The organism is Pseudomonas sp. LS44 (assembly GCF_024730785.1).
In the GTDB taxonomy this organism is placed as follows: Bacteria; Pseudomonadota; Gammaproteobacteria; order Pseudomonadales; family Pseudomonadaceae; genus Aquipseudomonas.
On sequence record NZ_CP102830.1, the window covers coordinates 3,482,598 to 3,505,000 of the forward strand.

Below are 22,403 nucleotides of genomic sequence, written 5' to 3' on the forward strand. Positions count from 1 at the left end.
CGCGACCGACCCGGACGCGTCGCCTGAGCCGCCTACCGGCCCCAGGTGCATGATCTAAGCATTTGATCGCGCGCAGAAAATTCATCAGACCAAAGCTTGACAGCCTGCCCGACCGCTAGAATAATGCGCGCCTCAAATGGCTACGTAGCTCAGTTGGTTAGAGCACGGCATTCATAATGCTGGGGTCCGGGGTTCAAGTCCCTGCGTAGCCACCATACAAGACAAAGGCTTACCGAAAGGTAGGCCTTTGTGCTTTCTGGGGTAGTTATTACGCCCGCGCTTCAGTGGACAAAAGAGCATAACCGGCCACTACAAGCCGCTCCCTTTAGTGCTTCGCTACACGGCGACCGCGCGGCGAATGACAACAGCAGCTCGTTAAGAGACAACCCGATTGGCTGTGCGCCGTGCGAACTCAGCTTCGCGCCGAGCAGTCCAACAAGCATTCACCGAAGCGGATGGGCAGCAGGATGGAGCGGGACAAGCGTACGCGGTTGGAAAGTTTCAGTGCTCGCGAGGGCGAGTCGATGGGAATGGATGAGCTGGACGATTACCGCCAGCCCGAGGTTCGGCGCCCCGCTCGCCAGCGCAGCCTGACGCTGCAGATCGCCCTGGGTATCTGGCTTGGCGGGGTTGGCCTGATGCTCACCTGGTTCCTGTTCAACCTGCTGCTGGCGACCTTCACGGTGAAGCTGATCGGCGAGAGTTTCTCGCCCAAGCTCGGTTCGGCAATACCGCAGAGCCTGCAGATCGACAGCAGCAAGCGTCTGCCACCGCAACTCCCCGCCGCCACCCGCAGCGTCAACGCCCGCCAGGGCTAAGCGCGCCCAGCCAGCGCTTCCGCTGCTCTCACCTTAATTGCTTCAGTTCGCGCTCATCGGGCGCAGGCGGTATTGCGGCGGCAGTTGTTCGAGGCCGCTGACGGTGACGTTGAGGTTTTTCCAGCGGCCGTCTTTGATGCCGTAGATGCAGCCGTGCACCGCCAGCTCCTGACCGCGGTGCCAGGCGTTCTGGACGATGGTGGTGTGGCTGACGTTAGCCACCTGCTGCACCACGTTCAACTCGCAGAGGCGGTCGACCCGCTCTTCCTCGGTGGCGAACTGAGCCAGGTGTTCGCGCTGCTCGTAGGCCAGGTCGCGGATGCTGCGCAGCCAGCCGTCGATCAGGCCGAACTGGGTGTCCTGCATCGACGCGCGTACCCCGCCGCAGCCGTAGTGGCCGGTGACCAGGATATGTTTGACCTTGAGCACATCCACCGCGTACTGGATCACCGACAGGCAGTTGAGGTCGGTGTGCAGCACCACGTTGGCGACGTTGCGGTGGACGAACAGGTCGCCGGGCAGCATGCCGACGATCTCGTTGGCCGGCACCCGCGCGTCCGAGCAGCCGATCCACAGGTATTCCGGCGTCTGTTGCTTGGCCAGCTTCTCGAAGAACTGGGGGTCTTCTTCCTTGATCGCTTCGGCCCAACGGGCGTTGTTGTCCAGTAGTTGCTGTAGATCGCTCATTGCTCATCCTCTTGTCCGCTGGCGCACCTTACGAAGCGTGCGGCGCTTTGACAAGCCGCTGGCGACCCGCGTCACACCGCGAGCACTTCGGCCGCGGCGCGCTCCCCGGCCTGCACGGCGCCATCGAAGTAGCCCATCCAGCGCGTCGCCGTCTCGGTGCCGGCGAAATGCACACGGCCGAACGGCTCACGCAGGCGCGCCGCACCGCTGGTCCATAGCCCGGGCGGAAACAGCGCCGCATAGCAGCCACGCGCGAAGGGCTCGTCGGCCCAGCATTGGTCGACGTACTCCAACGGCTGCAGCGCCGCGTCGCCGAAGTAGCGGGCGAAACATTCGAGCACCACCGTGCGGCGTTCGGCGGCCGGTGCGGCGCTCCACTGACGGGCCTCGTCGCCTTCGATAAAGCCCATCAACACGCCTTTTGGCGAATCGGGCAGGCTGTTGTCGAAGGTCAGGCGCACCGGGCCACGCTCGCTGGTCACCTGCCCGGACAAGCCACGCGTACGCCAGAACGGCGTGTCGTACAAGGCCATGCATTTGATTACTGAGCCTTGCGGCTGGCGCTGCAGCAGTTGGTCGCGCCAGCCCGGCAGCAGCGGCTCCTGGGTAATGCGCAGCAGCAAGGTCGGCGGGATGGCGAAAATCACCCGCTCCGCTCGATGCGTGCCGCTGTCGGTGATCAGCTCGACGCCGCTGGCGTTATGGCGCAGCGCGCGCACCGGCTGATCGAGCTGCACGGCGGTGCCGAGACGCTCGGCCAATTCCGTGCAAATGCGCTGCGAGCCGCCGACGATGCGGTCCTGCTGCGCGCCGTTGGCCACGCCGAGCAGGGTGTCCAGATCGGTGCCGCTGCGAATGTAGAACAGCACATGGAGAAACGACAGATCGTGCGGCGCCGCGGCGAACACCGCGCCGCTGACCAGCTCCATCACCTGGCGGCCATGGGCGGTTTTCAGGCTGCGGCGAATCCACTCGGCGAAGCTCATGCGGTCCCATTCGGCGGCGCGCGGATGGCGACTCGGATCATCCAGCGGAATTTGCCGGGCCAGGCGATCCAGACGCAGCTGGGCCTGCAACACATCGAGCAGCACATGCGGGGCGAAGCGCGGAATGGTGCCGCGATAGGGTTTCAGCTTGCCGCCGAACAGAGTCAGGTTGTCGCCCTGATTCCACAGTGGAAAGGTCTGCAGACCGAGTTCGCCGAGCAGACCGAGGATACGTTCCTGGGTCGGCCCGACCCACTGACCGCCGACCTCCACCACCTCGCCGCTATCAAATCGGTGATTCAGCGTGCGCCCGCCGACGCGCCCATTGGCTTCCAGCACGCGCACCCGCTTGCCGGCCTGGGCCAGCCGCCAGGCGGCGGTCAGCCCGGAAATCCCGGCGCCTACGACGATTACCTCGGCATCGCTCATACGCGCCCTCCCCTGATCCAGCGCCTGCCAAAGAGTACGTCAGTACCAAGTTGCCGCAACAGCCCATGAATGCCAAAAGCGCGAGGCAAATCGGCAGGCGGATTACGATCTGAGCATCGTCGGCGAAGACGACATCGGTGGCAGCGATGGTCTCGATGAGGCCGAACTGGCAGAAGTCGATTCGCTCGATGGACAGCCGGAGAAGCGCCGTCCGGACCAGGACTAGTTGTTAGTCGAGCAGTGTGCAGGCCATCACCAGCGCGTCTTCACGCCCGCCGACCGCCGGGTAGTAATCGCGCCGCCGGCCCACTTCGTTGAAGCCGTAGCGCTCGTACAGCCGGTAGGCCGACTGGTTGCTGGCGCGCACCTCGAGAAAGCACACCCCGGCGTTGAGCTCCAGAGATCGGCGCATCAGGTGCTCGAGCAGCAGCAGACCCAGGCCGCGACCCTGGCTTTGCGGTTTGACGGTGATATTGAGCAGATGTGCTTCGTCGATGATCACGTTGATCACCCCGTGACCGACCTGCTGGCCGCCTTCGAACATCACCCAACAGTCGTAGGAGTTCAGTGCATCCTGAAAGATCCCGCGGGTCCACGGATGGCTGAACGCGGCGTATTCGACTTTCAGTACCGTTTCCAGATCCGCCTCGGTCATCCGGCGGAACACCACTGCATCACTCATTGGCAACCTGCCAGCGGCGCATTACCCGGCGCATGGCGCGCCACAACTCGGCTTTGCGTGCCGGCTCGTCCATCAACAACTCCAATCCGGGTAGCGCCCAGGCATGGCCCAGGCCGTCGATCTGTAGCTCGCGGTTGAACGCCTCGGCATCTGCCTCGCCGGCGAAACGCACCGCCGGCAGGCCGACCAGCCATAGGCAGACGCAGTCCGCCTGTTGCTCAAGCTGCGCGGCAACGAAGCTCTGCACATATTCCAGCGCCGCTTGCGGGCCTTGATCCATCGAGCCGCGCGTCATAAGCGGCCAGCGCACCGGCTCGCCAAGCAACTGCGGGCTGTCCGATAGGCCGGCGGCGCGCAGTAGATCCTTGAGCAGCAGATAAGCCGGATCGCGGCGCTCCAACGGCTCACCGGTGGGCAGCTCGACCAGCAGCAAACAGCGATCGGAACGCAGCAGTTGCAGGGCGAAGCGCGGCGGCGCCTGGCGCACGGGCGCGGTGCTTTCAGCGGGCTGCGCTTCGACGCTGGGCTCGGCGGCTACCGGGGTCGGCAGAGTGACCCGTGGTCTTTCCTGGGGCAGGCGTTCCTGCGGAGCCCGTTCTGCGCTGCGCGGCACGACGACTTCGGCTGCCGCGACCGGCGCTTCCACGATTGCCGGTAGCACGGGTTTGGCGCCTTGGCTGTCGACCGGCTGCGGTGCCAGCAACTCGGCACGCGAGGGCGCGGCGAATGGCAGCGTCACCCGCGGCAGCCAAGCGGCCACCTGCATGGCACTCAGATAGGCGCGGCGGCGCAGTTCGGGAATCAACTGCGCAGCACCTGAAGAGTCGCTCCGAGAGCAGCGTGGGTCATGGCAAGTCTGGGGCTCATGCTGGAGATCCTGGAGCGGCGCGGGATGGATGCGCGATTGTCGCGTGAAACGTCGCGAGCGGGAAGCCTGGCGCCCGAGCCCTGATGGCCCGGGTGCCAAGTTGATCAGAGCGGCTGATCCCAGGGACGGTCGCCGTGCTCGTCCTTGATGCGGGTCGGCAGACCCATCACGTCGAGCAGCTTGAGGAACGGCTCGGCCGGCAGCTCTTCGACGTTGACCATGCGCTGTGCATCCCACTCACCACGGGCGACCAGCAGCGCCGCGGCTACCGGCGGCACTCCGGCGGTGTAGGAAATGCCTTGGCTGTCAGTCTCGACGAACGCGTCGACGTGGTCGGCGACGTTGTAGATGAATACTTCACGCGCCTGGCCGTTCTTCTGGCCTTTGACCAGATCGCCGATGCAGGTCTTGCCGCTGTAGCCCGGCGCCAGCGAGGCCGGATCGGGCAACACGGCCTTGACCACCTTGAGCGGTACCACGCTCACCCCTTCGGCGGTGGTGACCGGTTGCTCGGAAAGCAGGCCGAGGTTATTCAGCACGGTGAACACATTGATGTAATGCTCGCCGAAGCTCATCCAGAAACGCACGTTCGGCACCTTGAGGTGCTTGGACAGCGAGTGCACTTCGTCATGCCCGGTCAGGTACAGGCTCTGCTCGCCGACCACCGGTAGGTCGTCGGTGCGCTTGACCTCGAACATGCTGTTGCTGGTCCACTCGGCGTTCTGCCAGCTCCAGACTTGCCCGGTGAACTCGCGGAAATTGATTTCCGGGTCGAAGTTGGTGGCGAAGTATTTGCCGTGCGAGCCGGCATTCACGTCGAGGATGTCGATCGAGTCGATCTGATCGAAATACTGCTGCTGGGCCAACGCCGCGTAGGCGTTCACCACGCCCGGATCGAAGCCGACGCCGAGGATCGCGGTGACGTTCTTGGCCGCGCATTCCTCGAGGTGTTTCCACTCGTAGTTGGCGTACCACGGCGGCGTTTCGCAGACCTTGCCCGGCTCTTCGTGGATCGCGGTGTCCAGGTAGGCCACGCCGGTGTCGATGCAGGCGCGCAGCACCGCCATGTTGAGGAACGCCGAGCCGACGTTGATAACGATCTGCGAAGCGGTTTCGCGGATCAGTGCCTTGGTTGCTTCGACGTCCAGCGCATCCAGGCTGTAAGCGCGGATCTCAGCCGGCACCTTGAGGGCGCCCTTGGCGTTGACGCTGTCGATGATCGCCTGGCACTTGGCGATGTTGCGTGAGGCGATGGCGATTTCGCCAAGCTCGTCGTTATGTTGCGCGCACTTATGGGCCACAACCTTGGCCACACCTCCGGCACCGATGATCAGTACATTCTTTTTCATCTATTTCCCCTCGCTGCCAGCCTCAAGACAGGCTGTGCAGGTAATCGGCAAAACCGAACTCGCGAACCACTTCGACGCTGCCGTCGAGCTGGCGCACGGCGATGGCCGGCATCTTGAGTCCGTTGAACCAGTTTTTCTTGACCATCGTGTAACCCGCCGCGTCGATGAACGACAGGCGATCGCCGATGGCCAGCGGCCGATCGAAACGGTATTCGCCGAAAATATCCCCGGCCAGGCACGACTTGCCGCACACCATGTAGGTATGTTCGCCGTCGCAGGGCGCCATTTTGGCATCGAGCCGATAGATCAGCAGATCGAGCATGTGCGCTTCGATCGAGCTATCGACCACCGCCAGATGCTTGCCGTTGTACAGGGTGTCGAGCACCGAGACTTCCAGCGAGGCGCTCTGGGTGATGGCCGCTTCGCCCGGCTCCAGATACACCTGCACGCCGTAGCGCTCGGCGAAAGCCTTGAGCCGCGCGCAAAACGCATCCAGCGGATAGCCTTCCCCGGTGAAATGAATGCCGCCGCCGAGGCTCACCCATTCGACCTGATGCAAGAGGTGACCGAAGCGTTCCTCGATGGTCCCGAGCATCTGGTCGAACAGACCGAAGTCGCTGTTCTCGCAATTGTTGTGGAACATGAAACCGGAGATCTTGCCGATCACTGCGGCGATCTTTTCCGGGTCCCACTCGCCCAGGCGACTGAACGGCCGCGCCGGGTCGGCGAGCAGATAATCCGAGCTGCTGACCTGCGGATTGACCCGCAGACCGCGAATCGCACCGGCCGACGCTTCATCGAAGCGCTGCAGCTGGCCGATCGAGTTGAAGATGATCTTGTCGCAGTTGACGAGCATCTCGTCGATCTCGTCGTCGGCCCAGGCCACGCTGTAGGCGTGGGTCTCGCCGGCGAACTTTTCGCGGCCGAGCTTGAGCTCGTACAGCGACGACGACGTGGTGCCGTCCATGTACTGCTGCATCAGGTCGAATACCGACCAGGTGGCGAAGCACTTCAGCGCCAGCAACGCCTTGGCACCCGATTGCTCGCGCACATAAGCGATCTTCTGCAAGTTGCCCAGCAGCTTCTGTTTGTCGATGAGGTAGTACGGCGTCTTAATCATCTCTGCCCCCATGCAAAGTCAGCCGGCAGGAACCGCGCGGCCCCCACCCGGAAAAGCGGAGGCGAATTGTGCCGACAACCGGCGCATATCGAAAGTCCATTGATGGCATTTCGTCAGTCTGCTGACCATTGGTGACGCACTCACGCACGTTCTGCAGGCCTCGCCACGTGGTGAAGATAGGTGAATGGCGCGCTGCGCAGAATGCCTTTCGGGCGTGACAATCAGACGACAGCCAGCCGTAGCCCGGATGCAATCCGGGAAGCGGTCAGCGCGGAATCTGGATCTCCAGCATCCCTGGTCAGCCCGATCGAGCGCATGCCGACAACGCTGGTGGGTTACGCCGCTGCGCGGCTAACCCACCCTACGGTTTCGAGCAGGTGTCGGGGCTTGTGTAGGGCGGGTTAGCCTACAGCGTAACCCGCCGAGGCCGAACGCGGTGTTCGAGCGGCTCAGTTGATCGGTGTGGCGGTGAGGTTGGCGCGGATATCGGCGTTCTGCGCCTTGATGCCGTACATGGCGGTGGTGGCGCCGCCGGTGGGATGGACGCTCTGCAGGCGATCGACGTTGATTTCCTTGAAGCGAATCTGTCCGTTGACCGCGAAACCCAGCGGGTCCGGCGTCACACTCTGCCCGGCGTTCGGCCCGCTCTTGACCTTGACCTTGGTCTGCGCGACGTCGAGGTTGAGGTCGAGCTGCAGGCCATAGTCATTCTTGTTCGGATTGGCGACGTCGCCATCGGCGGTATAGAAGTTGTCGACCACCAGCTGGCTGCCGCTGCCGTTGATGTCCTTGCCGTTGCTGTCTTTCTGGCGATTAGTTTCCCAGATCAGCTGGTTGCGCTTGTCGTTGGTCGACACCGTAGTGGCCGGGTTACCGCTGGTGTCGCGGACCAATACGCTTTTCAGTTTGACCGACACCCCTTCGTTGCCGCGATCTTCCCAGCGCCCGCCGCTGGCCGAACAGGCCGCCGCGCTGCTGCCGGCCCCGCCCACGCACAGCGCACCCGCGCCACCTGAGCTGAGCGCCAGGGTCGAACCGCTTTCGTAGCGCTTGAGAACGATGCGACCGAGGCTGGTGCCGGTGGCGCGATCACCCCAGCGCACGTTGGAAACATCCAGCTTCGACCAATAGGTGCCCTTGCGCAGCTCGATCCCGCCCTTATCGCCCGCCACGCCGGTGCCGCTGCTGACATCCAGGCTGCCGCCGCGAAAGTGCATGTCGTAGTTCATCCCGTCCAGCCACAGGCCCTTGCCGGTCTCGTCGACGGTGATCGCCGCGCGCGACTCGCTGATAAAGAAGTCGGCGTTGTAGCGCAGGCCGTTGCCGACCGAGCCGCCGGGCTGGATGGTCAACTGGCCGTTGAGGTTGAAGTCGAAGGCCGGGAAGATCTCCATCAGCACCAGCAGCTCGGTGCCACCCTGCAGCGGTGCGTTGGCGGTGCCGACGCGCAGGCCGTCGAAACTGTAACTGCCCTTGACGTTGTTCAGGCCCAGGCGCAGGCCGTCGAAGTGACCGGCGTAGCTGCCTTGGTCGGCACCGCCCCAGATGCTCGGGTGGCAGCCGTTGCCGGCGGCGGCGCAGTTCTTGGTCAGGTCGACGGTGATCAGGCCGCTGCCGTGGGTGCGCAGGCCGCTGAACCACAAGCTGTTGCCATTATCGGTGAGCGATAGCGAGCTGTTGACCATGTTCCAGCTGAGGTCGGCGCTCACCCCCTTGAGCCCGGATGATGGGTCGCCGCCGGGGCGCAGCTTCAGCCAGTTCTGCCGCACGCCGTCGTCCTGGAAATTGAGGTCGATGGCCAGGCTGCCGAGTTTCTGGTTGGCCGCGTTGCCGATCACCAGGCCGCCGAGGGTGGCGTTCAGGCGTAGGTCGGCGAAGGCCACCTTGGCGTAGCTGCCACCGGCATCCTGTTCCAGATCGAGGGTCAGCCCGGAGCTGCTGCTCAGCACCCCGCCGAAGTTCTCCGCGCGCAGCACGCCCTCGTCGGTGTACTCGAACAGGCTGTTGGCGATGGTGACGTTGGGCAGGATGCGCAGGCCGCTGCCGCTGGCCCCACCGCCACCGCCACCGATGCTGAGGCTGCCGCCGAGGTTGAGGTCGAGCTTGATCTGGCCGAGGCTGCGCAGGTAGTTAGGGTCGCGGGTGTCCGGGGTGCTCGGCGTCACGCTCAGGCCAGCCGGCTCGCTGTGCGCCAGATCCAGACTGATGCCGCCGAGCTGGCCGACCAGCCGGGTGGTGCCGAGGTTCAGCTGGACGCGCTGGCCGCTGCCGCCGTTGACGATGTCGACGTAGGCGTTGTTCAGGTACAGGTCGAAGGACGGGCCGTTGACGATCAGGTCGAGGCCGTTGTCGCGGTAGTAGAAGGTCACGTCGCGCAGCGACAGGCGGCTGTCGTCGACCGCGAAGCCCGTCACCCCACTGGCCCCACCGCCCTTCAGCTTGAGGCTGGCACCCAGGGTGTAGAAGGCCTTAAAGGCGCCGAAACTCTTGCTGCTGCCGGCCATTTCGACGTTGTTGATGTTGAGCACCTGCGGCGCGGCGGCGTGCTCGATGCGCAGCTGGCCGTTGCTCACGTCGAGGCTGGTGGTGGTTTTGCTGCCGGCGCTCTGCGGACGGTCGCTGACCTCCTTGAGGGCGATGCTCTGGCCGTCGTCGCTGTAGCTGAGGCTGCTCGCCGACCAGCCGCTGCCGGTGGTTTCCATGCTGATGCCGTCGCGCCCGGAGACCCCGGACAGGCTTTCGTCGTCGAGTGCCTGCATGGCCTGGCTCAGCGGGCTGAACAGCAGCGGCAGCAGCAGCAGGGTCTTACGCATGGACGACTCCCTCAGTTCTTCGGAAACACCAGCACATTGCCTTGCATGCGAATGCTGCCGTCGATCTGCGCCGAGAAGATGTTGGTCTGCTGGTAGCTCGGATCGCCGCCGCTGGCCGCGCTGATCGCCTTGTTGCGCCAGCCGCCCTGGTTGGCCACGCCGAAGGCGAAACTGCCCTGCTTCCAGCGCAGCTCGTTGGGCAGGCCGAACTCCAGTACCTCTTGATTGAAGCCGACCCCGTCGCCATTGAAGCCGCTGTTGATGGTGCGCGTGCGCAGGGTCAGACCTTCGAAGCTGAAGATACCCTTGAGGTTGTCCAGCACGTACCAGCCGCCGGCGGCCTCGGAGCGGATCGCCAGGCGCATGCCGCAGGCCTCGACCGCCGCCGAGGTACCGCCGCTGGCGCAACTGCGCTGGCTGGCGGTCCACTGCGCCGGGTTATTGCTCGCCGGTGTGCTCCACAGCGCGCCGCCGTCCTTGTTGATGCTGAACTCACCGGACAGATACACCCCGCCCTGGCCACTCATCTGGCTGAGCGATTCGTCGGCCAGCGGCTGCAGTTCGGCGTGCGCCAGCAGCGGCACCAGCAACAGGCCCAGCACGGCTCTAGCGCAGGTCATGGCTGGTCGCCCTCATGTAGTTGATGGTCAGCCCGGAAATCTCGTTGCGACCGAGGTTGTAGCCGCCGCCGGTGTACCCGCCGTTGCCGGCACCGGCGGCAGCCGCCGGCATGTTTGCGAAACCGTTCGCCGGTGGACGGCCGAGGCCGACGTTGAGGTTGTCGAACACCAGGCTGGTGCGCGGCGCATTGGCGTAGTAGTCGGCCGCCTGGGCGTTGCGCTGAGTCTGGTTGAGTGCAGTATCCACCGGACTGAGCAGCTCAAGGACGAACTGGCCGTCGCTGGTCACGTCGAACAGCAGCGGCTGCAGCTTGCCGAAGCCGAGGGCGATGTTGGCGAAGCTGTTGCTGGTGTAGACGGTGCCCGCCAGTGCCGCGGCAGGGCTGCAGTCCGTTTGCCCGGTACCCATGCTGCAAATGCTGATGTCGAGGGTCTTGGCGAACAGGTTGAGGCGCATTTCGCCGACCAGTTGCGCGCGGGCCTTGTCGCCCCACAGGCGCAGGTAGGAGCCGTCCATCGCCAATTGGCCGATGTCGATATTGAGCACGTCGGTGCGGGCACTCTTGGCCACCTCGAAGTCCAGCCGCAGGCCAAGGTCGGCCTTCTCGCTGGCCCGGCTGGAGCAATTGCTACCGGCGCGGGTGTAGCCGGCGATGCACTCGCCGCCACCGGTCTGCAGCCGTTCGGGGAACGTCAGGCCGAGCACGGCGACGTTGTCCGGGGTGGTCTGCACCCACTGACTGGTGCCGCTCGGCCCCCAGTACTGCACGGTCTTGGGCTCGCCGCCCTCGGTGACCGGCTTGCTCTGCAGGGTGTAGGTCTCGCTGAAAGTGCGCATCGCCTCGCCCTTGTCCAGGCTGAGGGTGAACGGATAGTTGAGCCGGCCGACGCTGACCGGTGTCAGGGTCGCGCCCTTGTTGCTGCCGGCGGCGCCGAGGTAGAACTCGGAGACCTTGATCGGCATGTTCTCAGTGGTGGTGCCGTTGCTGCGGGTGATGTCGTTGACAGTGATCTTGGCGCCGCTGGCGTCCATCAGCACCTGGTCGAGGACGAAGCCGAAGCCGGCACCCTGCACTTCGGCCATCTGTCCGTCGTCCAGCTCGCGCAGTTCGGCCTGGGCGGCGAAGCTCAGCAGGGCGAGGGCGAGGCAACTCAGGCGGCGCATGTTCAGCACCCGTGGGTCGCAGCACCGAGGCAGGTGTCCTGGCGAGCAGCCCCCTGCAGCGCCTGCACAAAATCAAGCGTTACCGCACCTGAGCCATCGGCGTTCCGCGGCATGTTCATGAACGCACCAGCCAGCGCGGTAATGAAGTTGTTGGCGTTCTGCGGGTCGCGCCAGTTGAGGTTCTCGGTCTGCATGGCGATGAATACGCCCTTGGCGGTGTCGGTGAACTGCTGGGTGGTGGTGTCGAACTTGCCGACCGGCAGGGTCTTGTAGTCGCTCAGTTTGAAGCAGGAAGTCAGACCGACGATCGAGCAGTCCTGGGAGGTAATCAAAGGCAGCAGGGCAGACACCAGCACCGAACCCAAGCCGTTGTTCTCCGGAATGGTCAGGACGGTACCGTCCTTGAGGCCAGCGTACAGGGCGCGCAGGGCATCGGGGTTACCTGCGTTGCAGTTGCTCATGGCCGGGCCACAGACCAGTTCGGCCTGGGCCTTGAACGTCGCATCGCTGGACAACAGGTTGAGCGCGCCTGCCAGGGTGCAGTTGATGCGCAGATCGATCGTACCGCAGCCGTTCTGCGCCTTGATCTGCTGGGCCAGGTATTGGCCGGTACCATAGATATCGATCGCCAGGTTGCCGGTGAAGCTGTTGATGTCGCCGGACAGGAAGCCCTGCGCCTCGCCGAAGCCGATGCGCACGCCGACCACCTTGCTGTCCTTGTAGGCCAGTTCCAGGTAGGGGTTGCGGATCAGGAACGGGTTGATGCTGTCGTCGGCGTTGACCGTGCCGAGGGCGAAGTTGTTGATCGAGAGGTCCGCCGGGACCGTCTCGCCGGTGCGCGCGTAGTTGCCCAGCTCGAGCTTGTTGATATTGAGCTGGGTATTCACATCCATGCCGAAATTGATGCGCGAGTAATTGATGCCGTTGGCGCTCTCGGTGCTCAGGTTGATGAAGGCCTGGCCGGTGATGTTCGACAACTCGTGGTCTTCCAGCGCCTGCAGCTGCGCTTGGGCGCTGACAGCCAACAGGCTGGCGGCAAGCAGGACGATAAGGCGGCCTAAAGGACGAAAGGACAGCGGCATACGAACACCTGCTTATTCTTGTTCTGCTCGAGCAGCGACGACTCGAATCCGTGTAAGCACTATAAGCAGCGCCGCCAAGCGCCGGGCCGACCCATAGTCGAGAATCGTGCACTGAGTCGGCCAAACGGGCGCAGCGGCTGTTACCCATTGCCACAACCGCGTAACACCGCACGGACGTACAAACCTCCGATCGCTCGAGGGTGAAGCCAGCCCCGATGGATGCAGTACAATCCGGCCTTTCCTTTCTCAGGCAGACCAGCGGCCCCTCGATGATCGACCCCAAGCGCGTACTGCGCGCCCTCGCCGAACACTGGACGTTGCTCGAGCCGCTGTGCGAACGCTTTGATCAGGGCACCCTGAGCCTGATCGAACTGCGCGGCCAGCTCGCGGCGCAATTGCCGGACAGCAACCCCGTCGATATCACCACCCTGCTCGATCAGTGGATTCGCCTGGACATCCTCGTCCCGGTGGCCAAGAGCCCGAACCGCTTCGAGCTGAACGCGCAGATCCACGATTTCCTCGCCTACCTGCGCCGTGAGCATCGCCTGGGTCTGTGCCTGGAGATCGAGGCCTACCTGCGCCACCTGGAGCGCCTGGCCGGCTATATCCAGGATGCCTTCGAGGTCCGCGACGCCGGCGACCTGGCACGCCAGCTGCGTCTGCTGGATATGCGCGTGCGCGATGTACTGAAGAAGCTGGCCAACGACGAACAGGCGCTGGTCGCCGTCGCCGAGCGGGCCAAGACCAGCGACCGGCAGATCCCGCTGCGTCAGCGCTACGCCGAAGTGCTGGCGACCTGGGACGAATACGTCGAGCCGATGATCCAGCTAGTCGCCGCCGACGGCGCCTTCGAGCAGGGCGTACGCCGCGTCGAGCAGGTACTGCTGAAACTGCTCGGCGACCAGCAGCGCCTCGGCCAGTTGGTCGACGACGACCTGCTGCTGCGCACCCACGCGCGCATCCTCGAGATGCAGACCACCGCCCAGCTGACCCTGCGCCGCGCTCGCGAACTGCTGCTGCCGCTGCGCGAAGAAGCGCGCCGGCACAACGCCGTGACCCGCGGAGCGGCACTGGCGCTGGCGGCGATCCGCCGCAAGGGCCTGGACGCCGTGCCGCAAGCATCGCTACCCCTCTTCTCGCGGCCGCAAAGCACCTTCCTCGGCAATGCCTCGCAAGTCGAAGCCTACGTCTACGCCCTGGCCCGCTTCGAGCCGAAGCCGGCGCAATTCCCCAAGGCCAGCGGCACACGCAAGGGCGACGCACCACGCGCGCCGCAGACCGCCCGGGAAATGCTCGACCGCTGCGAACAGGCGCTGCCGCTACCCGACCTGATGGTCTGGCTACTCGAGCAGGAACCGGAGGGCGCCACCGACGAACTGCTCTACTGGTTCTCGCGCCTGTCGCGGGATGCGCGCTTCCAGCGCGAGCGCCTGGAGCGCCGCGACTACCTGACCCGCGAGCATCAGGTCAGCCTGAGCTCCTATGCGCTGATGGGCAGGCCATGAGCCTTCCCCGCCACACCGGACTGCTCCCTCTCCCGCCTGCGGGAGAGGGCTGGGGAGAGGGCCATGTGTCGCCTGTCTCCCTCTCCCCCGGCCCCTCTCCCATAAATGGGCGAGGGGAGATCAAGGTTTAACTTCCGAGCACGCCGATGAACATCGACCTCAAAGAACTCTCCCAGCTGGCGCCGATCTTCCGCGAGCTATTCAAGGGCTACCACGTCAGCCAGCGTGATGCCGAGCTGTACGCCCAGCTGACCAATCAGCAGGACCAGTACCGCGCGCTGTTCCGCGCGCTCGGTTTCGAGCTGGTCTGCGACCGCCGCGGCTTCTACTACTTCGTTCCCGAGCAGATGGGCGCGCAGGTCAACAAGACCGCCCAACGCCTGGCGCTGTTCACCTTCATTCTCGTCGAGCACCTCGCCGACCAGGGCCGCGACCCGCTGGCCGTGCTGGATGGCGGCAGCCTCGGCCGCGACGAACTACCGCCGCTGCTGGAGAAGTACCGCGACCTGCTCCTGCAGGCCGAAGTCACCACCCAGGAAGAACTGGAAGAGAAGGTCATGCGCCGTATGACCCAGCTCGGTTTCGCCGGCGAAGACAATGGCGTGTACCGCTTCCTGCCGCCGATGCATCGCTTCCTCGATGTGTGCCTGAGCGTGCAGCAGGACCGCGATCTGGCCGCCACCTTGCACAGCGACCTGCCGCTGCCGACTCCGGTGCTGCTGGACGACGCCGACGAGGATGAAATCGTGATCATCGACGCGCCCACCGATACCGAATCCGAAGACGACGCCCTGGCCCGCGCCATCGCCGAAGAACAAGCACTGCTGGAGGCTGAAGCATGACCACGGAACGCTACGGCATTCGCCGCTTCGCCCTGCTCAACACTGCCGGCTACAGCCTCGGCCTGTTTCCGCTGGAGAATCCGCTGTCGGTGTACGGCGCCAACAACCTCGGCAAATCCGCGTCGATCAACGCCTTGCAGTTCCCGATCCTGGCGCGCATGTCGGACATGAGTTTCGGCAAGTACAGCCTCGAACAATCTCGCAAGTTCTACTTCGCCACGGATACCAGCTACATCCTCGTCGAAGTCGCCCTGCCCCACGGCCCGCATGTGATCGGCGTGGCCGGTCGCGGTCCAGGCGGCGGCTTCGGCCACCAGTTTTTCGCCTATCAGGGCGAGCTGGATCTCGAGCACTACCAGAAAAACGGCACCTGCCTGCGTCAGCGCGAGCTGTTCAACAACCTCGAACGCGAAGGCATCAAGGCCTATGAACTGAAGCCCGAGGAACTGCGCCGCCTGCTGGTCGGCGGGCACACCTCGGTGCCACTCGACCTGACCCTGATTCCGCTGCGTTCGACCAGCGAACAGAGCCTGAAGACCTTCCGCGCGCTATTCATCAACTTGCTGCACATGCGCGAAATCACCGCCGCCAAGCTCAAGCAGCTGTTCCTCGATGCCTTCGAGCACAGCCTGCGCTCGGGTAGCGTCGACTACATCGCCGCCACCGAAGAGGCGTTCCGCGATGTGCGGCGCATGGAAAGCGATTACCAAGCCCTGGTCGCCGCCGGCCCGCTGGTCGAGGCGCTGGCCGCTGGCGTGGCCCAGCGCGAATTGCAGCGCGGCAAGCTGCACCGCCTCTCGCCACTGCTCGACTCGCTGCTCGGCACCTGGCAGGACTACGCCGGCGCGCGCAAGGAAGAGTTGGTGATCCAGGCCGAACACTACCGCAGCCAGCAGGACGGCCTGCAGCACGAGCAGCGCAGCGGCACCGCCGAACTGATGCGTCTGGAGCGCGAGATCAGCGAGACCCAGCGCTGGCTCGGCGAGCTGGCAGTACTGAAAAACCGTTTCGCCCTGGTCGACGACACCCTGGTGCTGGAACAGCAACTGCTCGCTGCCAAGGACGCCCACGACGAGCTGGCCGGCGCCCTCGCGCAGTCGCGGCAGTTCTCCGCTGAAGATCTCGACGAGCGTCTGCGCGACCTGGAAAAACGCCTGAAGTCGGTCAAGCAGCAGCTCGAGCACGCCGACAACAACAGCTATGCCCGGCTGCGCGAGGAGTTCTCGCAAGCCGATGTCGACCGCCTGATGCGCCTGTTCAACGGCGCGCTGTTCAGCCTGCCGTTGGGCGAAAAAGGCATCCAGACTGAAGGCGATGCGTGGATCAAGGCCGTGGAAAACGTCCTCGATCATTTCAAAGGCAACCAGTTCGAAGTGCCGGGTCTGTCCATCGACCTGTCGCACATCGAACCACCGGCGCTGCAAGCACTGGCCGACCGCGCCGCACTGCGCGACCAGAAGGAGCGCCTGGAGAAGGAGCTGAAACAGCTCAAGACCCAACAGGCGGTGACTGCCGATCGCCATGCCAGCAAGGCCCAGGCCGAGCAGCTGTATCAAGCCGTGCTGGATGCACAAAAGGCCCTGGAAGACTTCCGTCGCTGCCAGACATTGAGTGTCGAAGAGGCCAGCAAACTGGAACAGCTGGCCGTGCGCGAAGCCGCCCAGGACGAGCTCAAGCGGGCCAGCGACGCCTTCGCCGAGCGCGTCCAACAGCTGTCCGCCAAGCTGCAACTAATTGGCCGGCAACTGGCCGACCTGGAAGCCAAGCAACGCACCCTGGAAGACGCCTTGCGCCGTCGCCAGTTACTGCCGGCCGACCTACCGTTCGGCACGCCGTTCATGGACCCGGTGGACGACTCGCTGGACAACCTGTTGCCGCTGCTCAATGACTACCAGGACAGCTGGCAGGCGCTGCAGCGCGTCGACGGCCAGATCGAGGCGCTGTACGCGCAGATCCGCCTCAAGGGCGTGGCCAAGTTCGACAGCGAGGACGACGTCGAGCGCCGCCTGCAACTGCTGATCAACGCCTACGCGCACCGCCAGGACGAGGCGCTCACTCTAGCCAAGGCCAGACGCGCGGCGGTCACCGACATCGCCCGCACGCTGCGCAACATCCGCAGCGACTACGACAACCTGGAACACCAGCTGGCGCTGTTCAACCGCGAGATCAACCGTCGTCAAGTCTCCAACCTGGAGAGCTTCCGCATCGTCCTGGCGCCGAACCGCGAGGCACTCAAGCACATCGACCAGATCATCCACAGCGCCGGCCAGTACGAGGAAGGCGAAACCCTGTCGGTGTTCGACCTGTCGCAGAGCGCCGATCAGGACGCCAAAAACGAAGAAGCCAAGGATTATCTATCGCGCCTGGTGGCGGCCAATCACAACCAGTTGGGGTTGAAGGACCTGTTCGAGCTGGCCTTCGAGATCACCAAGGTCGGTGGCCAGCCCGTCATCCATACCGACATCGACGGCGCGGCCTCGAACGGCACGACCATGACCATCAAGGCGCTGACCAACATGTACCTGTTGCTGCACCTGATGGACCGCGAGCAGGCCGGACGCGTACGCCTGCCCTACTACCTCGACGAGGCGGCCGACATCGACGAGCGCAACCAGCAGGCATTGATCGAGACCAGCCTGCAGCTGGGCTTCGTACCGATCCTCGCCTCGGTCAAGCCGCAGGTCTCGGCGCATGTGGCCATCGACCTGGAAGGCGGCAGCGGGCCGAGCGGCATCTACATCGATGAGGCCGACTGGAAGTTCATCAGACCGCGCCAAACGGCCAAGACGAGCGTCATGGAGCCAGCGCTGGAGCGCGCCGAAGCGTGATGCACCGACTCAGACGGGCGCCATAAAAAACGCCGCTTACCTTTCCCGGTAAGCGGCGTTTTTCTTGCCTGGCGCCAACGCGGCGCCTGGCATTGGCTCACTTGGCGAGCGAAATCCGCGGCGCCCAGCGCAGCCATTCGTCCTCGACTTCGGGGAACAACACGAACGTCTGCCCTGGCTTGGCCGGTGCGCCCATCTGCGCGCCCTCCGGGGTGGCGAAGGCGATACCGCCCGCGACCAGGGCCTCCAGCGATTCGGTGCGCACCTGCACGCCCTTGAACAGCCCGGCCTCGACGCCGATGCCGCTGGCGTTCCAGAAACGGCTGCCGAAGCGCACCAGGGGCGCATAGCGCGGCTCGATGAGCACCCGGATCAGCACCTGGTCGGCCTGGGCACCCAGCTCGAAACCGGTCACCTTGCCCACCCGCACTTCGCGGAACGTCACCGGCACGCCTTCCTTGACCGAGCCCAGCCGCGAAGCGCTGAGCACCAGACTCAACCCGGCTTCGCGCTCCGCCTGACTCGGCGCTTGGCCGAGCACGGTGAAACGGGTCTGCACGGCGCCGGGCTTGCTCGCCGGTTGCACCTGCAGGTATTGCCCGCTGATCAGGGTATCCAGATTGGCGGTACGGATCAGACCGATTTCCGGTTTGACCACCCAGAACTGGCTGCCGGCACGGGCGATGCGCTCGCCGCCTTCGGTGATGCGCGCATTGAGGATCACGCCCTGCAGGTCGTCGGTCAGCTCGACGGTCTCGACCTTGCCGACATCCAGGCCCTTGTAGCGAATCGGCATGCCAGGGCGCAAACCGTCGCCGCTGTCGACGCGAATCTGGATCGCCTGACCGCTTTGCAGGGCCTTTTCGCGGTCCGGGTTCAGGTGGAAGCGCTGAATACGCTTGGTCACCGGCGCCTTCACGTCCGGGGTTTCAAAGGCAATACCGCCGGCCAGCAGGCTTTGCAATGACTCGCTCTTGACCTCGATACCGCTCAGCCCGCCACTGAGAGTGATGCCACTGGCGTTCCAGAAGCGCGTCGAACTGTTCACCAGAGCGGCGTACTCCGGTTCGATGTGCACGCCTAGCAGCACCCGGCGACGGTCCCTGGACAGCTGGAAACTCTGCACCGAGCCGACTTTGAGCTGACGATAGAGCACCGGACTGCCGACCTGCAGCGAACCGAGGCTGTCGCTGGACAGCACCAGATGCAGGCCGGGAGCATCCAGGTTCAGCGGTGGCGCCTTGCTGAGCGCGACGAATTCGCGGCGCGCCTCCTCGCCCTTGGCGCCAGGGCGCACGGCGATGTAGTTGCCCTTGACCAGCGCCTCCAGGCCGGTGATGCCACCCAGCGAGATGGACGGTTTGACCACCCAGAACTCGGTGCCCTCGACCAGATAGTCCTCGGCCTGCGGCGCCATGGTCAGCTCGGCGGTGGCACTCTTCGCATCATCATTGAGCTTGAGCATCTTCAGCGTGCCGACCTGGATGCCGCTGAACATGACCGGGGTACGCCCGGCCTGCAGCCCGTCGAAATCGCTCAGCGTCACGGTGACCTTGATCCCGGCCTGCGCCGCATCGAAGTCCTCGTAGAGGCGGAAGGGAAAGCTCGGGTCGGTGGGCGGGCTGTCGGCGCGATTCTCCGGGGTGGCGAAGGCGATGCCGCCGGCAACGATGCTGGCCAGCGACTCGGTGCGCACCTTCAGCCCGGTGAGGTCGGCATTGACGGTCACCCCGCTGGCGTTCCAGAACCGCGTGTGTTTGCGCACCAGGTTGGCGTAGGCCGGCTCGATGAAGACCTTGATTTCGACGGTGCTCTGATCCTCTGCCAAGGTGTAGCTCTTCACCCGCCCGACCTGGATCTGCTTGTAGAACACCGGGCTGTCGCGGTTCAGCGAGCCGAGGCGCTCGGCCTTCAGGATCAGGTGCAGGCCAGGGAGGTCGTCCGGCAGCGGCGGCGGCGCGTCCAGCGCCTTGAACTTCAGGGTGGGCTCGCCGTCCTCCGGACTGACCGCGATGTAGTTGCCGGAGACCAGGGTTTCCAGGCCGGTGATGCCGGCCAGCGTCACGCTCGGCTTGACCAGCCAGAAGCGGGTATTGCTGCGCAGGTGCGGCTCGACCTCCTTGTTCATCTCGATGGTCGCGATCACCCCGCGCTTTTCCCCAGTGCTGTCCAGGGCCAAGGCCTTGACCTTGCCGATCGGCATGCCCTTGTACATCACCTCGGTCTTGCCGGCCTGGAGGCCATCGCCAGACTCGAAGAACACCTCGATGTCGATCCCGGCCTGGCTATAGGCACGCCAGCCGAGCCAGCCGCCTATTACCAGAGCAATCAGCGGCAGCACCCAGATAGCATTCCAGCTGGAAGCGGGGCGAACTTTCGCCGCAGGCAAATCACTCATGGTCATCCGTCTCCGTATTATCCCAAATCATCCGCGGTTCAAAAGTAAGAGCAGCCAGCATGGTCAAAACCACCACACTGGCAAAAGCCACAGCCCCAAAATTGGGTTCAATCGTGGCCAAACTGCCGAATTTCACCAAGGTCACCAGAATCGCGATTACAAAGATATCGAGCATCGACCAACGCCCTATCCATTCAATAAAACGGTACATGATGATGCGCCGCTTCTCCGACATCGGTTGATGTCGCTGCACCGAATACAGCAGCAGGGACAGCCCCACCAACTTGAAGGTCGGCACCAGGATGCTGGCGATAAACACAACCGCAGCAATCGGCCACATACCGTACTTAATAAGCTCAACCACACCCGCCATGATGGTTGACGGATCGCCTTTACCCAGCGTGCTGACGGTCATGATGGGGAGCAGATTGGCCGGGATATAAAGGATCGCTGCCGTCACCAACAATGCCCAAGTGCGTACCAGACTATCGGGCCGCCGCGCATGTACTATCGAGCCACAACGCGTGCAGGTCTGGCTATCCTCCTGTGCAATTTGCCGATTTAATTGGTGGCATTCAGGGCAAATCAGAATCCCTGCATCAATGGCGCGCAACAGCGTCCTCCCCAGACAAGGCTTCCCAGATTTGATGTGGCGACATGGTCACTTCCAGCCAGACCTGCAGCAGCAATAAGCTGACGAATCCTGCCAGGCCGATACCCAGGCTAACTTCTGCCAGATCGATCAGTTTGACGATGGCCACCAAAGTGCCCATCAAGTAAACCTCAAGCATTCCCCACTCGCGCAAGTGTTGGTAGATCCGATAGATCACCAAGCCATAGCTACGCCCAATGCTCCAGCGGATGCTTAAAAGCACCAGTAATTGGCAGAGCAACTTGAGCAGCGGTATTCCCATACTGCAGAGAAAAACCAGTAGCGCGAGTCCCTGCATGCCACTCTCATACAAACTGATAACACCGCTCCACACGGTATCCTGACTGGTTTGACCGAGAAGATTAAGACGCATGATGGGAAGGAAGTTGGCGGGTATATACATCAGCAATGCAGCGAGCACTAACGCCATGCTGCGACGAATCACCTGATGGCGATAAGCGAAAAGCTCGTAACCACAGCGCGGACATTCGGCCCTTTCACCGTCCACTAGCTGGGGCTTGTACATTAGCAAATCACACTCGTGGCAGCCCGTCAGCGCTTCCAAGGGGAGCTCAGATAACCTACGAGAATCGACCGGATCTGGCATATGCAAGACTCTTGAAGATAAGGCTCTATTTTAGACGGGGTCGTATCAACTCTGCCCATTGCTGAGTCTGTAGCTTGCCGAGTCTGCCTCCAGAGCAGCCCTGAGCTTCCTCGGCCCAAAGACAAACCCCCGATTCGCGTGAGCGAATCGGGGGTTTGGGATAGAAGCTTGACGATGACCTACTCTCACATGGGGAGACCCCACACTACCATCGGCGATGAGTCGTTTCACTACTGAGTTCGGGATGGGATCAGGTGGTTCCGACGCTCTATGGTCGTCAAGCAATTGGGTTGGGATGTCGTGGTTAGACGCCATCCCGAATGGGTGTGTGATAGAGCCTTGCGGCGGTATTGCGAGTTCTTGCAAATTTTCGGTTTATTGTCGGCTTCGACGTCTAACACGCAAATTGTTTGGGTGTTATATGGTCAAGCCTCACGGGCAATTAGTATTGGTTAGCTCAACGCCTCACAGCGCTTACACACCCAACCTATCAACGTCGTAGTCTTCGACGGCCCTTTAGGGAGCTCAAGGCTCCAGTGAGATCTCATCTTGAGGCAAGTTTCCCGCTTAGATGCTTTCAGCGGTTATCTTTTCCGAACGTAGCTACCCGGCAATGCCACTGGCGTGACAACCGGAACACCAGAGGTTCGTCCAACCCGGTCCTCTCGTACTAAGGTCAGCCCCTCTCAAATCTCAAACGTCCACGGCAGATAGGGACCGAACTGTCTCACGACGTTCTAAACCCAGCTCGCGTACCACTTTAAATGGCGAACAGCCATACCCTTGGGACCGGCTTCAGCCCCAGGATGTGATGAGCCGACATCGAGGTGCCAAACACCGCCGTCGATATGAACTCTTGGGCGGTATCAGCCTGTTATCCCCGGAGTACCTTTTATCCGTTGAGCGATGGCCCTTCCATACAGAACCACCGGATCACTAAGACCTACTTTCG

The 22,403-nt window shown here is 63.5% G+C and carries 17 protein-coding genes, 1 tRNA gene and 2 rRNA genes (1 of these 20 only partly in view); 5 read left to right on the forward strand and 15 right to left on the reverse strand.

Going from position 1 to position 22,403, the window contains the following annotated elements; translation table 11 throughout:
- Positions 1-138: 138 nt before the first annotated feature.
- Together NVV93_RS15615 and NVV93_RS15620 are read left to right on the forward strand one after the other, a co-directional pair.
- Positions 139-215: transfer RNA gene (locus NVV93_RS15615), tRNA-Met, on the forward strand.
- A 189-nt stretch (positions 216-404) separates the two neighbouring features.
- Complete coding sequence (locus tag NVV93_RS15620; RefSeq protein WP_258251562.1) at positions 405-818, forward strand: hypothetical protein; 414 nt, start codon at positions 405-407, stop codon at positions 816-818.
- Positions 819-860: 42 nt separating this feature from the next.
- On the opposite strand, the gene can is transcribed toward NVV93_RS15620, so the two are convergent.
- From can to NVV93_RS15670, 10 genes are all read right to left on the reverse strand, one after another.
- Positions 861-1,505 (reverse strand): carbonate dehydratase, encoded by a 645-nt coding sequence (gene can, locus NVV93_RS15625; protein ID WP_258251563.1) that lies wholly within the window; start codon positions 1,503-1,505, stop codon positions 861-863.
- Between the two features lie 71 nt (positions 1,506-1,576).
- The gene (locus NVV93_RS15630) at positions 1,577-2,920 is read right to left on the reverse strand and encodes a flavin monoamine oxidase family protein (protein WP_258251564.1); all 1,344 of its coding nucleotides are present in this window, start codon (positions 2,918-2,920) and stop codon (positions 1,577-1,579) included.
- Positions 2,921-3,149: 229 nt separating this feature from the next.
- Positions 3,150-3,602, reverse strand: coding sequence for a ribosomal protein S18-alanine N-acetyltransferase (gene rimI, locus NVV93_RS15635; RefSeq protein ID WP_258251565.1), 453 nt, complete (start codon positions 3,600-3,602; stop codon positions 3,150-3,152).
- Positions 3,595-4,407, reverse strand: a complete 813-nt coding sequence (locus NVV93_RS15640; RefSeq protein WP_258251567.1) for an energy transducer TonB — start codon at positions 4,405-4,407, stop codon at positions 3,595-3,597. Before NVV93_RS15640 ends, rimI begins: the two co-directional genes overlap by 8 nt.
- A 167-nt stretch (positions 4,408-4,574) precedes the next feature.
- A complete protein-coding gene (locus NVV93_RS15645; protein WP_258251568.1) occupies positions 4,575-5,819 on the reverse strand; it encodes a saccharopine dehydrogenase family protein in 1,245 nt (414 codons plus the stop codon).
- A gap of 22 nt (positions 5,820-5,841) precedes the next feature.
- A complete protein-coding gene (locus tag NVV93_RS15650; protein ID WP_258251569.1) occupies positions 5,842-6,939 on the reverse strand; it encodes a carboxynorspermidine decarboxylase in 1,098 nt (365 codons plus the stop codon).
- Positions 6,940-7,388: 449 nt separating this feature from the next.
- A complete protein-coding gene (locus NVV93_RS15655; protein WP_258251570.1) occupies positions 7,389-9,752 on the reverse strand; it encodes a DUF6160 family protein in 2,364 nt (787 codons plus the stop codon).
- A gap of 11 nt (positions 9,753-9,763) precedes the next feature.
- Complete coding sequence (locus NVV93_RS15660; protein ID WP_258251571.1) at positions 9,764-10,372, reverse strand: DUF6160 family protein; 609 nt, start codon at positions 10,370-10,372, stop codon at positions 9,764-9,766.
- Complete coding sequence (locus NVV93_RS15665; RefSeq protein ID WP_258251572.1) at positions 10,359-11,537, reverse strand: hypothetical protein; 1,179 nt, start codon at positions 11,535-11,537, stop codon at positions 10,359-10,361. Before NVV93_RS15665 ends, NVV93_RS15660 begins: the two co-directional genes overlap by 14 nt.
- Positions 11,538-11,539: 2 nt before the next feature.
- Positions 11,540-12,619 (reverse strand): DUF6160 family protein, encoded by a 1,080-nt coding sequence (locus NVV93_RS15670; RefSeq protein WP_258251573.1) that lies wholly within the window; start codon positions 12,617-12,619, stop codon positions 11,540-11,542.
- A 269-nt stretch (positions 12,620-12,888) separates the two neighbouring features.
- Between NVV93_RS15670 and mksB the strand changes: the two genes are divergently transcribed.
- The 3 genes from mksB to mksF all read left to right on the forward strand — a co-directional run bounded on the left by mksB (position 12,889) and on the right by mksF (position 17,794).
- Positions 12,889-14,124 carry an Mks condensin complex protein MksB gene (mksB, locus tag NVV93_RS15675; protein WP_258254393.1) on the forward strand — a complete coding sequence of 412 codons (1,236 nt, stop codon included), beginning with the start codon at positions 12,889-12,891 and terminating at the stop codon, positions 14,122-14,124.
- Between the two features lie 146 nt (positions 14,125-14,270).
- Positions 14,271-14,966 carry an Mks condensin complex protein MksE gene (gene mksE / locus NVV93_RS15680; RefSeq protein WP_258251574.1) on the forward strand — a complete coding sequence of 232 codons (696 nt, stop codon included), beginning with the start codon at positions 14,271-14,273 and terminating at the stop codon, positions 14,964-14,966.
- A complete protein-coding gene (gene mksF / locus NVV93_RS15685; protein ID WP_258251575.1) occupies positions 14,963-17,794 on the forward strand; it encodes an Mks condensin complex protein MksF in 2,832 nt (943 codons plus the stop codon). The genes mksE and mksF overlap by 4 nt, the downstream gene beginning before the upstream one ends.
- A 97-nt stretch (positions 17,795-17,891) precedes the next feature.
- On the opposite strand, the gene NVV93_RS15690 is transcribed toward mksF, so the two are convergent.
- The 5 genes from NVV93_RS15690 to NVV93_RS15710 form a co-directional block, all read right to left on the reverse strand.
- Positions 17,892-20,192, reverse strand: a complete 2,301-nt coding sequence (locus tag NVV93_RS15690; protein WP_258251576.1) for a PqiB family protein — start codon at positions 20,190-20,192, stop codon at positions 17,892-17,894.
- Positions 20,185-20,805, reverse strand: a complete 621-nt coding sequence (locus NVV93_RS15695) for a paraquat-inducible protein A (RefSeq protein ID WP_258251577.1) — start codon at positions 20,803-20,805, stop codon at positions 20,185-20,187. Before NVV93_RS15695 ends, NVV93_RS15690 begins: the two co-directional genes overlap by 8 nt.
- Entirely contained in the window at positions 20,792-21,451 is a 660-nt protein-coding gene (locus tag NVV93_RS15700) for a paraquat-inducible protein A (protein WP_258251578.1), read from the reverse strand. The genes NVV93_RS15695 and NVV93_RS15700 overlap by 14 nt, the downstream gene beginning before the upstream one ends.
- Before the next feature lie 166 nt (positions 21,452-21,617).
- A 5S ribosomal RNA gene (gene rrf / locus NVV93_RS15705) occupies positions 21,618-21,733 on the reverse strand.
- Positions 21,734-21,872: 139 nt separating this feature from the next.
- Positions 21,873-22,403, reverse strand: a 23S ribosomal RNA gene (locus NVV93_RS15710); it runs 2,360 nt beyond the window's last position.

Bases quoted from the DNA above. Each gene is read 5' to 3' on its own strand.
- can (WP_258251563.1), bottom strand. From the start codon at position 1,505: ATGAGCGATCTACAGCAACTACTGGACAACAACGCCCGTTGGGCCGAA.
- NVV93_RS15630 (WP_258251564.1), bottom strand. From the start codon at position 2,920: ATGAGCGATGCCGAGGTAATCGTCGTAGGCGCCGGGATTTCCGGGCTG.
- rimI (WP_258251565.1), bottom strand. From the start codon at position 3,602: ATGAGTGATGCAGTGGTGTTCCGCCGGATGACCGAGGCGGATCTGGAA.
- NVV93_RS15645 (WP_258251568.1), bottom strand. From the start codon at position 5,819: ATGAAAAAGAATGTACTGATCATCGGTGCCGGAGGTGTGGCCAAGGTT.
- NVV93_RS15650 (WP_258251569.1), bottom strand. From the start codon at position 6,939: ATGATTAAGACGCCGTACTACCTCATCGACAAACAGAAGCTGCTGGGC.
- NVV93_RS15655 (WP_258251570.1), bottom strand. From the start codon at position 9,752: ATGCGTAAGACCCTGCTGCTGCTGCCGCTGCTGTTCAGCCCGCTGAGC.
- NVV93_RS15660 (WP_258251571.1), bottom strand. From the start codon at position 10,372: ATGACCTGCGCTAGAGCCGTGCTGGGCCTGTTGCTGGTGCCGCTGCTG.
- NVV93_RS15665 (WP_258251572.1), bottom strand. From the start codon at position 11,537: ATGCGCCGCCTGAGTTGCCTCGCCCTCGCCCTGCTGAGCTTCGCCGCC.
- NVV93_RS15670 (WP_258251573.1), bottom strand. From the start codon at position 12,619: ATGCCGCTGTCCTTTCGTCCTTTAGGCCGCCTTATCGTCCTGCTTGCC.
- mksB (WP_258254393.1), top strand. From the start codon at position 12,889: ATGATCGACCCCAAGCGCGTACTGCGCGCCCTCGCCGAACACTGGACG.
- mksE (WP_258251574.1), top strand. From the start codon at position 14,271: ATGAACATCGACCTCAAAGAACTCTCCCAGCTGGCGCCGATCTTCCGC.
- mksF (WP_258251575.1), top strand. From the start codon at position 14,963: ATGACCACGGAACGCTACGGCATTCGCCGCTTCGCCCTGCTCAACACT.
- NVV93_RS15690 (WP_258251576.1), bottom strand. From the start codon at position 20,192: ATGAGTGATTTGCCTGCGGCGAAAGTTCGCCCCGCTTCCAGCTGGAAT.
- NVV93_RS15700 (WP_258251578.1), bottom strand. From the start codon at position 21,451: ATGCCAGATCCGGTCGATTCTCGTAGGTTATCTGAGCTCCCCTTGGAA.